Annotated in this window: 13 protein-coding genes; 10 read left to right on the top strand and 3 right to left on the bottom strand. The window is 56.3% G+C overall.

The window, feature by feature from the left end; translation table 11 throughout:
* The first annotated feature begins 36 nt into the window (after positions 1 to 36).
* Together ACT3UM_RS04605 and ACT3UM_RS04600 are read left to right on the top strand one after the other, a co-directional pair.
* On the top strand, positions 37 to 300 hold the full coding sequence (locus tag ACT3UM_RS04605; protein WP_498896528.1) for a sulfurtransferase TusA family protein: 264 nt from the start codon (positions 37 to 39) through the stop codon (positions 298 to 300).
* Positions 297 to 1,406: an AI-2E family transporter gene (locus ACT3UM_RS04600; protein ID WP_498896526.1), complete on the top strand. Its 1,110-nt coding sequence runs from the start codon at positions 297 to 299 to the stop codon at positions 1,404 to 1,406. Before ACT3UM_RS04605 ends, ACT3UM_RS04600 begins: the two co-directional genes overlap by 4 nt.
* 68 nt (positions 1,407 to 1,474) lie before the next feature.
* On the opposite strand, the gene ACT3UM_RS04595 is transcribed toward ACT3UM_RS04600, so the two are convergent.
* Positions 1,475 to 1,951 carry a peroxiredoxin gene (locus tag ACT3UM_RS04595; protein ID WP_498896524.1) on the bottom strand — a complete coding sequence of 159 codons (477 nt, stop codon included), beginning with the start codon at positions 1,949 to 1,951 and terminating at the stop codon, positions 1,475 to 1,477.
* A gap of 280 nt (positions 1,952 to 2,231) precedes the next feature.
* Here ACT3UM_RS04595 and dapA point away from each other — a divergent pair, with 280 nt between their 5' ends.
* From dapA to purC, 3 genes are all read left to right on the top strand, one after another.
* Positions 2,232 to 3,116, top strand: a complete 885-nt coding sequence (gene dapA, locus ACT3UM_RS04590) for a 4-hydroxy-tetrahydrodipicolinate synthase (RefSeq protein WP_144811540.1) — start codon at positions 2,232 to 2,234, stop codon at positions 3,114 to 3,116.
* 77 nt (positions 3,117 to 3,193) lie between these two features.
* Positions 3,194 to 4,177 carry a lipoprotein, NlpB gene (locus ACT3UM_RS04585; RefSeq protein WP_498896522.1) on the top strand — a complete coding sequence of 328 codons (984 nt, stop codon included), beginning with the start codon at positions 3,194 to 3,196 and terminating at the stop codon, positions 4,175 to 4,177.
* Positions 4,178 to 4,209: 32 nt separating this feature from the next.
* Positions 4,210 to 4,926 carry a phosphoribosylaminoimidazolesuccinocarboxamide synthase gene (gene purC, locus ACT3UM_RS04580; RefSeq protein WP_498896520.1) on the top strand — a complete coding sequence of 239 codons (717 nt, stop codon included), beginning with the start codon at positions 4,210 to 4,212 and terminating at the stop codon, positions 4,924 to 4,926.
* A 15-nt stretch (positions 4,927 to 4,941) separates the two neighbouring features.
* Here purC and tsaA read toward each other — a convergent pair whose 3' ends face one another.
* Complete coding sequence (gene tsaA / locus ACT3UM_RS04575) at positions 4,942 to 5,679, bottom strand: tRNA (N6-threonylcarbamoyladenosine(37)-N6)-methyltransferase TrmO (RefSeq protein WP_498896518.1); 738 nt, start codon at positions 5,677 to 5,679, stop codon at positions 4,942 to 4,944.
* A gap of 172 nt (positions 5,680 to 5,851) precedes the next feature.
* Here tsaA and ACT3UM_RS04570 point away from each other — a divergent pair, with 172 nt between their 5' ends.
* Complete coding sequence (locus ACT3UM_RS04570; protein ID WP_498896516.1) at positions 5,852 to 6,382, top strand: GNAT family N-acetyltransferase; 531 nt, start codon at positions 5,852 to 5,854, stop codon at positions 6,380 to 6,382.
* 6 nt (positions 6,383 to 6,388) lie between these two features.
* On the opposite strand, the gene nadC is transcribed toward ACT3UM_RS04570, so the two are convergent.
* Entirely contained in the window at positions 6,389 to 7,243 is an 855-nt protein-coding gene (nadC, locus tag ACT3UM_RS04565; RefSeq protein WP_498896514.1) for a carboxylating nicotinate-nucleotide diphosphorylase, read from the bottom strand.
* A 113-nt stretch (positions 7,244 to 7,356) separates the two neighbouring features.
* Here nadC and ampD point away from each other — a divergent pair, with 113 nt between their 5' ends.
* From ampD to adk, 4 genes are all read left to right on the top strand, one after another.
* Positions 7,357 to 7,938, top strand: a complete 582-nt coding sequence (gene ampD / locus ACT3UM_RS04560) for a 1,6-anhydro-N-acetylmuramyl-L-alanine amidase AmpD (protein ID WP_498896512.1) — start codon at positions 7,357 to 7,359, stop codon at positions 7,936 to 7,938.
* Between the two features lie 400 nt (positions 7,939 to 8,338).
* Complete coding sequence (gene aceE, locus ACT3UM_RS04555) at positions 8,339 to 11,011, top strand: pyruvate dehydrogenase (acetyl-transferring), homodimeric type (RefSeq protein WP_498896510.1); 2,673 nt, start codon at positions 8,339 to 8,341, stop codon at positions 11,009 to 11,011.
* 58 nt (positions 11,012 to 11,069) lie between these two features.
* Positions 11,070 to 13,088 carry a pyruvate dehydrogenase complex dihydrolipoyllysine-residue acetyltransferase gene (aceF, locus tag ACT3UM_RS04550; RefSeq protein ID WP_498896508.1) on the top strand — a complete coding sequence of 673 codons (2,019 nt, stop codon included), beginning with the start codon at positions 11,070 to 11,072 and terminating at the stop codon, positions 13,086 to 13,088.
* A 271-nt stretch (positions 13,089 to 13,359) separates the two neighbouring features.
* Positions 13,360 to 14,013, top strand: a complete 654-nt coding sequence (gene adk / locus ACT3UM_RS04545; protein ID WP_498896506.1) for an adenylate kinase — start codon at positions 13,360 to 13,362, stop codon at positions 14,011 to 14,013.
* Positions 14,014 to 14,057 lie beyond the last annotated feature (44 nt).

Raw genomic sequence — 14,057 nt, 5'->3', positions numbered from 1 at the left:
TGTAACCAATAGGCAAGTTATTTTGAGGGAGAGTGTATGTCTGAGCAAACCGGGGGCTTTCAACCCGACACGGTGCTTGACGCTTGTGGGCTGCATTGCCCTTTGCCATTGCTAAAAGCGAAGCAGGCTTTATCGAGCCTGGCGGCAGGTCAATTATTGGAAGTACGTTCAACGGATGTGGGTTCGTGGCGGGATATGGCGTCGTTTACCGACCAGAGTGCACATACGCTGGAAGGTCGTGAACAGCGCGACGACGTTTATGTGTATTGGATTAGAAAAGCTGGGGATGCGCAGCCATGACTCTGCGCACGATTCTAAAAAGCTGGGTGGAGCGTTACTTCTCGGACGAAGAGGCGCTGATACTGCTGGTCGTTCTGGTGGCGGGCTTTGCCGCGATTATTTGGTTCGGGCGGATGCTGGCGCCCTTTTTTACCGCGTTGGTGATTGCGTTTCTGTTGCAAGGTGTAGTGAGCGCATTCACTCGGCGGGGGGTGCCACATCTGCTAGCGGTGATCCTGGTTTTTTTAGCCTTTATTAGTGTGCTGCTTACCCTGGCGTTTATTCTGATGCCGTTGATCTGGAATCAGCTAGTCGGGCTGGTGCAAGAGACGCCGCGGATGTTCGCCAGTGGTCAGGGGTGGTTGGATGAGTTACAGGCGCGCTACCCGAATATTATTACGCCGGATCAGATGCAGAGCTGGATTGGGGTGGCGAGCCGTGAAATCAGTCAACTGGGCCAGCGCGCCTTAACGCTCTCGCTGGCGTCGTTGGGCAATATCATGTCGCTGATTATCTACCTGGTACTGGTGCCGATTCTGGTCTTCTTTATGCTCAAGGATCGCGAGGTACTGGTTGGTTTTATACTTTCGCTACTGCCCCAAAAGCGCACGCTGCTATCGCGTATCTGGCGTGAGATGGACGATCAGATAGCCAACTATATTCGCGGCAAGTTCATTGAAATCATTATTGTGGGTACGGTGGCGTTCTTTACCTTTGCGTTCTTTGGCTTGCCGTATACAGCGCTGTTGGCCGTGCTGGTCGGTTGTTCCGTGTTGGTGCCGTATATTGGGGCAGCGGTGGCCACCCTGCCGGTCGCCGCGGTGGCGGGGTTTTATTTTGGTCTGAGTGAGGATTTTGTCTATGTATTGGTGGCTTATGGCGTGATTCAAGCGCTGGATGGCAACGTTTTGGCACCGATTCTGTTCTCTGAGACCAATAATATTCACCCGGTTTCTATTATTGTGGCGGTGCTGTTCTTCGGTGGGATTTGGGGGTTCTGGGGCATTTTCTTTGCCATTCCACTGGCAACGCTGCTGAAGGCGCTAATCTACGCTTGGCCGCGGAGCATGCATGGACGTGATGAGTGGCGGGGGCTGAAAGCGCCTGCGGCTCAAGAGGCCGAGTGAGGTTCACCCATTACCCGTGGCGGTTCGGCACCGGGTAATGGGGTTAGCTGAAAGGCGTGTTGGAAAAGCTAGCTAGCAGCGTTAAGTTGTTCAGCCGCAGCCAGCACTTCTTCAGCGTGGCCAGGCACTTTCACGCCGCGCCACTCCTGGGCTAGCTTGCCTTCCTTGTCAATCAGGAAGGTACTGCGTTCGATACCCAGATGCTCCTTGCCGTACATTTTCTTGAGCTTGATAACGTCAAACAGCGTGCAGACATTTTCATCTTTGTCGGAGATCAGGTCGAAATTGAAATCCTGCTTGGCCTTAAAGTTCTCCTGGGCGCGCAGGCCATCGCGGGAGACGCCAAGAATCACCGTATTCGCCGCGTCGAAGGCGGGTTTGCGGTCGCGGAAATCACCGCCTTCGGTGGTGCAGCCGGGTGTGCTGGCTTTGGGGTAGAAGTAAATAACCACTTGTTTGCCGCGTAGTTCCGACAGCGTCACGCGGGTATCCCCGGTGGCCGTGGCGGAAAAATCTGCGACAGGCTGGCCGATTTCAACAGGCATGATGAGATCCTTATTAACGGTGGATGTTAAGGGTGATTACACGCAAGCCAGGGGCTGTTGTCAAAGCGCAAAACAGGGTGACGAAAAACTCACACCGCTTTACGCTGTACAGGCTTGAATCGCCTGAGTACCATTTGGCCTCTGTGCGAGTTGTCGCGTGATGCGAAATAGCGTGATCGCGCTCGGTTTTGACAAGCATCTATAACAGTTAGCACTTAAAAACCTAGACTTAAACATCTAGATAGTTGATATCACAATTTGGCTGGTGAGGAATAAACGGATGATCACAGGCAGCATTGTCGCCCTGGCGACGCCTATGAAGGTCAATGGCGACATCGACTGGGAGGCGCTTCGTCGCCTGGTGAACTTCCATCTCGACAATGGCACCGATGCCATTGTGGCTGCTGGCACCACGGGCGAACCGACGACCATGTCCTTCGCAGAACACTTTGACGTTATTCGCAGCGTGGTAGAAGAGGTCAATGGTCGTATCCCCGTGATTGCGGGCACCGGGGCCAATGCCACGTCTGAGGCGGTGGAGCTGGCGCGCTACGCCGGTGAAGTCGGGGCCGATTACTGCTTGTCTGTATGCCCATACTATAACAAGCCCACCCAGGAAGGCCTCTACCAGCATTTCAAAGCGGTCGCTGAGGGCAGCAAACTGCCGGTGATTCTGTATAACGTGCCGGGCCGCACCTGCTCGGATCTCTACAACGAGACCGTGTTACGTCTGGCCGACGTCGATAATATTATTGGTTTAAAAGACGCCACGGGGAACCTGGAGCGTGCAGAAGATCTAATCACTCGCCTAAAGGGCAGTGGTTTTATGCTTTACTCCGGTGACGATGCGACCGCCTGTGACTTTATGCTGATGGGTGGCCATGGCGATATCTCGGTCACTGCCAACGTTGCCCCTCGGGCGATGCATGAGCTTTGTACGGCAGCCGTGGCGGGTGATTCCGATAAGGCGCACCAGATTAATACGCGGTTGATGCCGCTGCACACCAATCTGGGCATAGAGTCAAATCCTATCCCGGTGAAGTGGGCGCTGAACCGTATGGGTTACGCGGACGCAGGTATTCGTTTGCCGCTAACCTGGCTGTCGGAAAAATACCACGCCACGGTGAGCGAAGCGCTGCAGCTGGCGGGCGTCGTAGAGGAGTAATCCGACGCAATACCCTTTGCTGCCCAGCTCACTTAACCCTGAGCTGGGTACCTGATTTGTTGACTTAAGGTGGCTTGATGAGCTCTGTGCTTGATATTCGTGCGCTTAAATGGGTTCCGCTGGCAATCGCAGCGGCTGTCGCGCTCTCTGGTTGTGCGCGGGATGGTTTTTACGACGACCGTAACCTGGACTACACCGACGCTACGCCAGCGCCGCCGCTAGTATTGCCAGAGACCCGCAATACCCAACGCTACCGCGATGCGCTGCCGGTTCCTCAAGCCGCCACCCAAGGTGCACGGCTTGACGAAGCGGCAGAGATTCGTCCCCCACAGTCACTGGCTATCGGCAGTGGGATGGAGCCTGAGTACGTTGAGCGCCGCGAAGTCGGCGATCAAACCTGGTTAGTCGTCGCCGCTGATACCGGTACGGTGTGGCCGCAGCTGGAAGAGTTTGTGCGTAGCCGCCAGTTGGAAGTGCTACAGAGCAGTGCTTCCGAGGGGGTTATCGTTACCTCCCAGGCGGAAATACAGCTACAGAGCGCGCTGCGCGCAGGCAGTAGCGAAGTTCGCTGCGAACGCGGCGGGCAAACCATGGCGAGCTGCCTCGATGCATTAGAGAGTCATCTCAGTGCACGCAGTGCCTCTGCCAGTGTCTCCTCTTCCTGGACGGCTCAGCGTCTTACCGATGAGCAGACATTGCAAATTCGTCAGCAGGACGACGAGTGGGAAGTGGTGATTCCGCAGCCGGTCGATCGGGTATGGGCCGAGTTGAATCACTATCTTGAGCTGGATTTTGCTCAGGAAGGTCAGCGTGATTTGCTAGCCGCCGACCCCGCCAGTCATGAGTTTATGGTTGAATATATGACTGAAACCGAGCGCAACCGCAACCCGCTGCAAATCGTCTTCAGCCCGGATGTGCGCAAAATGTCACAGCAAATTCGTCTTGCTCTGCAGCCTAACGGCGACCAGACGATTCTGCGTGCCATTAATGCCAGCGAGCGGGCATTCAGCGCCGATGATCAGCGCGAGCTGCTTGAGCGTGTCTCCGGCTATTTACGTTAACTTTTTGACCTTTGATCCCTTACGGAGCCCCCATGGAAAAGCGCCAAGAACTTTACGCCGGTAAGGCAAAATCTGTGTATACCACCGACGATCCAGATTTGTTGGTGCTCAGTTTTCGTGATGACACCAGCGCCTTCGATGGTAAGAAAGTGGAGTCGCTGGCCCGCAAGGGGATGGTCAATAACATCTTTAACGCCTTCATTATGGAGCGGCTGCAGGAAGCGGGGATCCCCACCCACTTTGAAAAACAGCTCTCCAATACCGAGAGTCTGGTCAAAAAGATGCAGATGATCCCGGTGGAGTGCGTGGTGCGCAATATCGCTGCGGGTGGCTTGGTCAAACGGCTCGGGGTTGAAGAGGGCATCGCCCTTACGCCACCTACCTTTGAACTGTTCCTGAAGAACGATGAGAAGGGCGACCCGATGATCAATGAGTCGCTGGCGGAGACCTTTGGTTGGGCCACGCCCGAGCAGTTAGCCAAGATGAAGGTATTAACCTTCAAGGTTAACCATATCCTCAAGGCGCTGTTTGCTGAGGGTGATATGCTGCTGGTGGATTACAAGCTGGAGTTCGGCGTATTCAAAGGTGAAGTTGTGCTGGGCGATGAATTCTCCCCGGATGGTTGCCGTCTTTGGGACGCCAACACCCGTGAGAAGCTGGATAAAGATCGCTTCCGTCAGGGGTTGGGCGGTGTGATTGAGGCGTATGAGGAAGTTGGCCGCCGTTTGGGTATTACCTTTCCTGCTTAAATCCGCACGTCAGATTCATTGTTCGGCGTAAGGCTCGATAGCCATCACCTCCAAGGTGGTGGCTTCGCCATTTTGGCGAGGGCAAAACTTAACGTCCACGTCGCGCAGGCGTACGCCATAAAGGCGCTCAGAATCGCTATCCTTTTGCTTATAGGCGGGCCTGGGGTCCTGGCTTAGCACCTGCTCAATTAATGCCAGCAGGGTGGCGCTGTCCTGGCGCTGGGCCAGGGTATCCAGTGCGGCGGGATGAAAGGTGACCGCCATTAGTGACGGTGTCTCTGGGGCAAAGCCAGCCTGTGCGCCAGGATGAGCTTCGGCCCAGGGCAGATAAGGCTTGATATCGACCACCGGGGTGCCGCTGACCAGGTCGCAGCCCTGGAGCTGCAGAGTGACACCGTGCTGGGTGTCGATGCCGACTAATCTCACCAGCGAAAGCCCCAGGCGGTTAGGGCGGTGAGTGCTGCGACTGGCAAAAACGCCGACCTTTTTATTGCCTCCCAGGCGTGGCGGCCTGACCAGCGGTGACCAGCGTTCGGGGCTGTGATGAAAAATGAAGCTCAGCCACAGGTGGCTGAAGTCTGCTAGGCCGCGCACGGCGAGTGGGTCGTTGTAGGGTGCCGTGAGTACAAGCCGGGCATTGGCAGCGGGGGCGAGCCCTGGCTGGCGGGGAATGCCGAATTTATCGGGGTAGTCGCTGACCACATGGCCAATGGGCGTGAGGATAAAGTGCTCGTTGTTAGGGGCGTCGTCCATCACACTGCGCTGCCTTTGCTGAGGGTGATGCGCATAGGGTTGATACGCATAGGGTTGTTGAGAGTAGTATAAAGCAGACCAATGGCTTAAACGCTATCAATGGGGCGTGACCCAGTGGGCATGATCGAATGAGTCTTGATTGAATGTTAGCTGAACAGCTCAGAGGTGACGCATGACCAATACCGCAGAGCAACAAGCGCCGACGCCGACAAACGCGCGCGTCATGTATCGGGCGGCGCTGGCACGCGATGCCGCCGACCAGGCTGAAGTGTTTTACCATGCCGTGATGCAGGGTGCAGCGACGTATTACACGCTCTCAGAGCGAAAAGCCTGGGCACAGGCATTGCCCCGTGAAGGCAGTGCCTGGGGCGTGCGACAAGCGCTGTATACCACCTTGGTGGCTGCCTGCGATGGCCGCTGCGTGGGGTTTTTGGAGTTGGACTTAGCCGCTGGGCGGGTTGAAACCCTCTACGTTTGGCCGTCGCTGACCGGCCGCGGTATCGGCACCACGCTGCTGGTGCATGCCGAACGGCTGCTGCTTGAGCAAGGCAAGGGGCAAATTGAGATAGAGGCCAGTTTAATTCTTTATGAGCGTCTACTGCGCCGTGGTTGGGAGAACCACGGCGAGGAGTGGGTCGAGCGAAGCGGGGAACGACTGCTGCGTTATAAGCTCACCAAGCGGCTTAACGCCGTCGAAACGTAAGCAGAGTTACACGCTGTAGCTGCGCGTAATGCGCATTGAGAGATCAATGGAGGCGATATCTTTGGTCAGTGCGCCGCTGGAGATACAGTCAACGCCGGTATCGGCGATTGCGCGCAGGGTGTTGGCATCCACATTGCCTGAAGCTTCCAGGGTGGCGCGGCCGCCGTTGATTTCAACTGCAACGTGGAGGTCTTCAATGGCAAAATTGTCGAGCATGACAATGTCGGCACCGGCTGCCAGCGCCTGATCCAACTCCTCAAAGGTTTCTACCTCGACTTCCACGGGCAGGTCGCTGGCCAGCTTGCGCGCTTGCGCAACCGCCGCTTTAATGCCCCCGCAGGCAGCGATGTGGTTCTCTTTGATCAAAAACGCGTCCCACAGGCCAATGCGGTGGTTATGACCGCCGCCGCAGGTGACCGCATACTTTTGCGCCAGACGCATGCCGGGTAACGTTTTGCGGGTATCCAGCAGGCGCACGCCGGTACCATCGATCAGGTCGACATAAGCGCGGGTGGCGGTGGCAGTGGCCGACAGTGTTTGCAGCACGTTCAGCGCCGCACGCTCCCCAGTGAGCAGAACGCGGGCGGGGCCTTCCAGGGTTAAAAAACACTGTTCGGCCGCTAGCTTATCGCCGTCGGCGGCGTGCCAGGTCAGGCTTACCCGACTATCCAGGCGGCGAAACAGCTCATCTACCCAGGGTGCGCCACACAGCACTGCGGCTTCACGGGTAATCACGTCGGCGCTGGCCCACTGGTGTTCAGGGATCAATTGCGCGGTAATATCACCCGGGCCAACGTCTTCTGCTAGCAAGCGAGCGGCGCTGGCGCGGATTTCTTCAGCAAGAGCGGATTGATAATGCATGGCCGTGGATTCCCTGAACGTCGTCTTCGATGACGGGCATTGTAGTGAAAAACAGCGGTGAAGGTGAAAGAGAACACAGTAAAGAGAGCGCTAACGTAGAGGAGCCCTTGCCAGTGGAAAACAAACAACCCCTTGACGGGTGGTGGGAAAGCGCGCGTAAAGTCGTTTCACCAAACTGTGACTCTCGGCCCACCGGTGAGGTGTCGTTGCTAGTGATTCATGCGATCAGCCTCCCCCCTGGTCAGTTTAGTGGTCATGCGATTGAGGCACTATTTACCAATCAATTGGCGCTAGATGAGCATCCGTTTTTCGCCGAAATTGCCCATTTAAGAGTCTCTGCACACCTGCTTATTCGTCGCGATGGTGAGTGCGTGCAGTTTGTTGATACAGATCAGCGTGCTTGGCATGCCGGTCGCTCATGCTGGTGGGACGCTCGCCAAGCAGGGTGGCGAAGGGCGCTCAACGATTTTTCGGTGGGGATTGAACTTGAAGGGGATGACGTTACCCCCTATAGCAGAGCCCAGTATGACGCGCTGGTAGACGCGGTGGTGTGGCTAATGGCGCGCCACCCCCAGCTAGATAGCAGCCGTATAACCAGCCATGCCCATGTGGCGCCGCTGCGCAAAACAGACCCTGGTCCGGCGTTTGACTGGGCGTATTTTCAGCAGCGGCTGGGATCGCGCCTTGAGCGTTAGCGGTTGGAATACGTTTTCCCGCGCTAAGTATTTCACTAATAACGTAATAAAACGGTAGTTTAATTACATTGGGTGACTGGTTGGTAGCCCTGAAAACTGCTCTATGTATTGCTTATGTTGCAGTGCAATAGTTTGTTTTCGATAGGCTTTTCCGCTGCGACAGAATTGGCAGCGTGGCGACTTTGAGGTATCTTCCCCTATACAAAAGGCTAACTTTTAACAAAATTGTGTAGCTTTACTACATCAATAAGTACGTAGCTTATTGAATGTAGAGCTAAAACCCCTATCCGGCGTTTAATCACCGGCTGAATATTGGCGAGTGGTGGAGTTCCACACCGCCGTCCCAGGCCCTTCGGGTAGCGGGGATTATTGTCATTTATCGTCATTCGGAGAGACCTCTATGAGTCTGGAGACAAGAGAAGATCTCGATCCGATCGAAACCACGGAATGGATTGATTCCCTGGAATCGGTATTGGATCGTGAGGGCGAAGATCGTGCCCGCTACCTGATGACCCGCCTGGCGGATCGCCTGCGCCGGGACGGCATGAAGGTGCCCTTCTCGGTGACAACCCCGCACCGTAATACGATCCCGGTTCACCGCGAAGCGCCGATGCCTGGCGACCTGTTCATGGAGCGCCGTATCCGCTCTTTGATCCGTTATAACGCCATTGCGCAGGTGATTCGTAATAACCGTGCCAAGCCCGGCCTGGGTGGCCACATTGCCAGCTTTATGTCCTCGGCAACGCTGTATGACGTGGGCTTTAACCACTTCTTCCGTGCGCCTCAGGGTGATTTTGCCGGTGACCTGATTTATATCCAAGGCCATGTGGCGCCAGGCATTTATGCCCGTTCATTCCTGGAAGGCCGTCTGAGCGAAGAGCAGATGGATAAATTCCGCCAAGAAGTTGATGGCGGCGGTCTTTCCTCCTACCCGCACCCCTGGCTGATGCCGGACTACTGGCAGTTCCCCACGGTCTCCATGGGTCTCGGGCCGATTCAAGCGATCTATCAAGCCCACGTGATGAAGTACCTGCATCACCGTGAGCTGAAGGATATGTATGACCGCAAGATCTGGTGCTTCATGGGCGACGGTGAGTGTGACGAGCCGGAATCCCTGGGTGCCATTTCACTGGCCGGTCGTGAAAACCTCGACAACCTGATCTTCGTTATCAACTGCAACCTGCAGCGCCTTGACGGTCCGGTACGCGGCAACTCCCGCGTCATGGACGAGTTCGAAGGCGTCTTCCGCGGGGCTGGCTGGAACGTCATCAAAGTTGTTTGGGGCCGTCACTGGGATCCGCTGTTCGAGAAGGATAAGAAAGGCATCCTTCAGAAGCGTATGGACGAAGCGGTCGACGGCGAGTACCAGAACTACAAGGCCAACGGTGGCGCTTACACCCGCGAGCACTTCTTTGGTAAGTACCCAGAAACCGAGGCGATGGTCAACGACCTCTCTGACGAAGATATCTGGAAGCTCAACCGCGGTGGCCACGACCCGTTCAAGGTTTACGCGGCCTACCACGAGGCGGTAAACACCTCTAACGGCAAGCCCACGGTCATCCTGGCGCACACCGTTAAAGGCTACGGCATGGGTAGTGGCGATGGCGAAGCCGCCAACGAAGCGCACCAGGTCAAGAGCATGGAATACGAGGCGCTGAAGACTTTCCGTGACCGCTTCGGCATTCCGATTACCGATGAACAGCTCAAAGACGTACCCTACTACAAGCCGGAAGACGACTCTCCCGAGCTCAAGTATATGCACCTGCAGCGCGAGCGACTGGGTGGTTACTTGCCCAGCCGCCAGAGCGACTTTGAGGCCCTGGAGATTCCTAGCCTCGAAGACAAAACCTTTGCCTCGCAAATGGGTGGCTCGAAAGGACGTGAAGTCTCCACCACTATGGCGTTTGTACGCGTCCTCAATGGTCTGGTGAAAGATAAGCAGTTGGGCAAGAAAGTCGTGCCGATTATCCCCGATGAGGCGCGCACCTTCGGTATGGAAGGCATGTTCCGTCAGTTGGGTATCTACACCTCGGAAGGCCAGAAGTACGAGCCGGTCGATAAAGGCCAGATCATGTTCTACCGCGAGGATCAGAAAGGTCAGATCCTTGAAGAGGGCATTACCGAAGCGGGCGCGATGTCGGCCTGGATCGCCGCGGCGACCTCCTACAGCAACAACAACGTCACGCTACTGCCGTTCTACATCTACTACTCGATGTTTGGCTTCCAGCGCATTGGTGACTTGGCTTGGGCGGCTGGCGACCTACAGGCGCGCGGCTTTATGGTCGGCGGCACCGCGGGGCGTACCACCCTTAACGGCGAAGGCTTGCAGCACCAGGATGGTCACAGCCTGATTCAGGCATCCACCATTCCCAACTGCCGCAGCTACGATCCGACCTACGCCCATGAAGTGGCGGTCATCATGCAGGATGGCCTGAAGCGTATGTTCACCGATAAGGAGAACTGCTTCTACTACCTGACGGTGATGAACGAGAACTACGAGCACCCGGCGCTAGAAAACGTACCTGCCGACGATATCGTCAAAGGCATGTACCTGCTACGCGAAACCAAGGGCGACAAAGGCCGTGTGCAACTGCTGGGCTCGGGCACTATCCTGCGTGAAGTGGAAGCCGCCGCTGAGTTGCTCGAGAACGATTGGGGCATTGGCGCCGACATCTGGAGCGTGACCAGCTTTAACGAGCTGCGTCGTGAAGCGCTGCTGTTGGATCGTGAAGCCTTCCTAAGCCCAGAGGCCGAGGCCAATAAGCCCCACGTCACCAAGTGCCTGGAAGGGCGCGACGGCCCGATTATCGCCTCGACCGACTACATGAAGCTGTATGCCGATCAAGTGCGCGCCTGGGTGCCGGGTGACTACACTGTACTGGGTACCGATGGTTTTGGCCGTTCCGATACCCGTGAGAAGCTGCGTTACTTCTTCGAAGTAGATCGCTACTTCGTTACCGTGGCGGCGCTGCGTGCGCTGGCTGAACGTGGTGAGATTGATCGCAAGCAGGTTGGTGAAGCGCTTAAGAAGTACGGCATTGATGCCCATAAGCCTAACCCGCTGACTAGCTAAACCGCTGACCGGTGGGCGCTTGCCCACCGGCTCGATCCGATTTGGAAGGAGCGCGACCTTGAGTAGCGAAATCATCAAAGTTCCCGATATCGGCGGCGATACCGATGTCGAAATCATCGAGATTGCGGTGTCAGAAGGCGACGTCATCGAAGCGGAAGACACCCTAATCACGCTGGAATCCGACAAAGCCAGCATGGATGTACCGGCCCCGAAAGGCGGCAAAGTACTGAAAGTGCTGGTCAAAGAAGGCGATAGCGTCTCCGAAGGGGACGATATCGTTGAGCTGGAAGTGGAAGGTGGCGGCGACGAGCAGCAAGAGAGTTCGTCGGAGAGCCAGCCTGAGGAAGCTCCAGCGAAACAAGATAAGCCGGCAGAGCCGTCTCAAGAGCAGAAGCCCGCGGCTAAAAAATCAGCGGGTGGTAAGCAGACGGTTGATATTAAAGTGCCGGATCTCGGCGGCTCGGACAGCGTCGAAATTATCGAAGTCGCCGTTAGCGAAGGCGATGAGGTCGAGGCCGAAGACACCCTGATCACCCTGGAGTCTGACAAAGCCTCCATGGACGTGCCCAGCCCCCATAGCGGCAAGATCGTTAGCTTTACCGTGAAAGAGGGTGACACGGTCTCGGAAGGCGATGTGATCGGCCAGATGGAGATCCTTGGCGAAGGCGATGACAGCGAAGACGCTGCTGACGACCAGGCATCCAGTCAAACCAGCAGCGAGCCGGAAGCGGCGGCTGAGCAGGATGACGAGCCAGAAGAAGCCGCCAGCGAATCGCCTGCGCGCAAAGAGATTCGCGTGCCGGATCTTTCCGGTGCTTCTGACGTGCCGATTATCGAGATTGGCGTAGCGGCAGGCGACGAAATCAACGAAGAAGATCCGCTGATTACCCTGGAGTCCGACAAGGCCTCTATGGACGTGCCTAGCCCCTTTAAAGGTAAGCTCCTTGAGCTAACTGTTAAAGAGGGCGACACCGTTTCCGAAGGCGATGTGATCGGCTATATGGAAGTGGCGGGTGCTAAGAGCAAGCAAGCCGCACCGAAAAAAGCGGCGCCCGAAAAATCCGAACCTAAAAAAGAGGCCAAGGCCACTGAGTCTCCGGCGGGCACGCCCAGTCCAGAAGCCCAGATGGCGGCCCATAAGCCCCGTGATGGCAAGCTGGTTCACGCCGGTCCCGCGGTGCGTATGCTGGCCCGCGAGCTGGGCGTCGACTTGGGGCTGGTGAAGCCCAGCGGCCCGAAAGATCGCGTGCTCAAAGAGGACGTGCAGTCCTACGTGAAGCAGGCGATTGCCAATCAGGGCAAAGCCCAGCCAGGCGCGGCAGCCGCGGCTACCGGCGGTGCGGGTATTCCGCCCATTCCGGAAGTCGACTTCAGCCAGTTTGGTGAAGTGGAAGAGAAGCCCATGGGGCGTCTGCTCAAGATGGGCGCGACCAACCTGCACCGCAGCTGGCTCAATGTGCCCCACGTCACCCAGTTCGACGAAGCGGACATCACCGAGCTGGAAGCTTTCCGCAAGGCGATGAAGGCCGAAGCGGAAGCCCAGGGGGCCAAGTTGACGCCGCTGCCGTTTATGGTTAAAGCCTGCGCCTTTGCGCTGCGTAAATTCCCGCAGTTCAACGTCAGCTTGAAGGGTGACGGTGAAACCCTGGTATGGAAGAACTATGTCCATATCGGTATTGCTGTGGATACGCCCGATGGTCTGATGGTGCCGGTAGTGCGCAACGCCGATACAAAGTCCTTGATCGAGATTGCCAAGGAGATGGCGGAGCTAGGCAAGAAAGCCCAGACCAAAAAGCTCAAGCGCGACGAGATGACCGGTGGCTGCTTCACTATTTCGAGCCTCGGTTCGATTGGTGGCACAGCGTTTACCCCGATCGTCAACGCGCCGGAAGTGGCTATTTTGGGTGTCTCGAAAGCGCAGATGAAGCCGGTATGGGATGGCAGCGCCTTCCAGCCGCGCTTGATGATGCCGCTATCGCTCTCCTACGATCACCGGGCGATCAATGGCGCCGACGCGGCACGCTTTACCGCCTTCCTGGCCGATGTGCTGACCGATATTCGTCGCTTACTGCTGTAGTGGGTAGCGATGTGCTTTCACAAGCGGCGCCCCTCGGGGCGCCGCTTGTGTTTACTCAACTTAAAGGCTGCCTCAACCTCTCGCAGGGCGACCAAAGTGGTAGATTTAGGGCATTTGGCTGTTTTAATTTAAAAAAATTGAAATAAAAGCGGGTCTCTCAGGCTTTTGGGGAGTTGTGTCGCCTGAGAGGCGCGGTTATTGTCGGTTAACAGAATTTGCATACTCATTTTTCATACGCTTTTTCATACCAAGAACTTCAAGGAGCAGTGCCATGCGTTTAATCCTGTTGGGTGCCCCCGGCGCGGGGAAGGGGACTCAAGCTCAGTTTATTTGCGAGCAATTTAAGATTCCTCAGATTTCCACCGGGGATATGCTGCGCACGGCCATTAAAGATGGCACTGAGCTGGGCCTGAAAGTAAAAGAGATCATGAACACGGGTGGTCTGGTGTCTGACGACATCATCATCGACCTGGTCAAAGAACGCATCAGCCAGCCCGACTGCGAAAATGGCTTTCTGTTCGATGGTTTTCCACGCACTATTCCCCAGGCCGACGCCATGAAAGAGGGCGGCGTTAAGTTGGATCACGTGGTGGAAATTGCTGTGCCCGACGAAGAGATCGTCAGCCGCTTGGCAGGTCGCCGTGTGCATCAGGCATCGGGCCGGGTTTATCACGTAGACCACAATCCGCCCAAAGAGCCGGGCAAAGACGATGTGACCGGTGAAACGCTTATTCAGCGTGAAGACGACCAAGAGTCCACGGTGCGCAATCGCCTGTCGGTTTATCACGACCAGACCGCGCCGCTGGTTGATTACTATCAGCAGTGGGCCGAGCAAGACCCCCAGAGCGCCCCCCAGTACCATCGCATCGAAGGCGTAGGCAGCGTGACGGATATTACCCGCCAGGTAAAAGAGGCCCTGAGTTAATAAGAGCCCTTAACTGATAAAAACGCTTAGCTGACTAGAAACGT

The sequence above is a fragment of the Halomonas sp. AOP13-D3-9 genome (assembly GCF_052379125.1).
Lineage (GTDB): Bacteria > Pseudomonadota > Gammaproteobacteria > Pseudomonadales > Halomonadaceae > Vreelandella.
Note: the sequence above shows the minus strand (reverse complement) of the source record. Positions and strands in the feature narration are given on the sequence as shown.